Source organism: Kineococcus indalonis (genome assembly GCF_009906395.1).
Classification (GTDB): domain Bacteria; phylum Actinomycetota; class Actinomycetes; order Actinomycetales; family Kineococcaceae; genus Kineococcus; species Kineococcus indalonis.
In genome coordinates this window covers 1-1,224 of record NZ_JAAALM010000802.1, presented here as the reverse complement: position 1 = coordinate 1,224, position 1,224 = coordinate 1, and the positions used below count along the sequence as shown (strand labels likewise).

Annotated in this window: 1 protein-coding gene; it reads right to left on the bottom strand. The window is 73.0% G+C overall.

Annotated features, from left to right (window positions below):
* Positions 1–50: 50 nt before the first annotated feature.
* Complete coding sequence (locus GTR00_RS21215; RefSeq protein WP_166613487.1) at positions 51–1,121, bottom strand: NAD(P)-dependent alcohol dehydrogenase; 1,071 nt, start codon at positions 1,119–1,121, stop codon at positions 51–53.
* Between the last annotated feature and the right edge of the window lie 103 nt (positions 1,122–1,224).

The window sequence follows — 1,224 nt, the reverse complement described above, 5'->3', positions numbered from 1 at the left end:
CCGCCGTTGCGGTGCCCGCCCCTGCGGGGGGTTCGTGCCGGATGCGGTGCTCAGACCGCCGGCAGCGTGGAGGTGTCGATGACGAACCGGTAGCGCACGTCGGAGGCCACGACGCGCTCCCACGCCTCGTTGACCTGATCGGCGCTGATGACCTCGACCTGCGCGGCGATGCCGTGCTCGGCGCAGAAGTCCAGCATCTCCTGGGTCTCGGCGATGCCGCCGATGTTGGAGCCGGTGAGGCTGCGGCGGGCGGGGATCAGCGAGAACGCGCGCACCGACATCGGGTTCTCCGGGGCGCCCACCTCGACGAGCGTGCCGTTGCGGCGCAGCAGGCCCATGTAGGCGTCGAGGTCGAGGTTCGCGGAGACCGTGTTGATGATGAGGTCGAAGGAGCCGCGCAGCTCCTGGAACGTGTCGGGGTCGGAGGTGGCGTGGTAGGCGTGCGCGCCCAGGCGCAGGCCGTCCTCCTGCTTCTTCAGCGACTGCGACAGCACGGTGACCTCGCAGCCCTTGGCGGCGGCGATCTGCACGGCCATGTGGCCCAGGCCGCCGAGGCCGATGACGGCCACCTTGGTGCCCGGACCGGCGTTCCAGTGGTTCAGCGGGGAGTAGGTGGTGATGCCCGCGCACAGCAGCGGGGCCGCGACGTCCAGCCCGAGGCCGTCGGGGATGCGCAGGACGAAGTCCTCGTCCACGACGACCTGCTGGGAGTAGCCGCCGGCGGTGGGCCGGCCGTCGGCGGGGTCGGTGCCGCCGTAGGTGCCGACCATGCCCTGGATCTCGCCGTTGCCGGTGCAGTACTGCTCCTCGCCGTCGCGGCAGGCCTCGCACTCGCGGCAGGAGTTCACCATGCAGCCGACGCCGACGCGGTCGCCGACGGCGTGCTTGGTGACCTCCGAGCCGACCTCGGCGACGACGCCGGCGATCTCGTGGCCGACGACGATGGGCCAGGCCACCGGGCCCCACTCGCCGCGGGCGGTGTGGATGTCGGAGTGGCAGATGCCGGCGAACTTGATCTCGATGCGCACGTCCTTCGGGCCGACGTCGCGGCGCTCGACGGTGGTGGGCGCGAGCGGCTCGGTGGCCGAGGGGGCGGCGTAGGCGCTGACGGTGGTGGTCACGTGTCCTCCGTGGGGTTCTGGGGGGCTGTTCGGGTGTCCCGGGCGGTCCCGGGTGGCTGCGGGGGCCCCGGCGGGTGCCGGGGCCCCCGCAGCCACCCGGGAC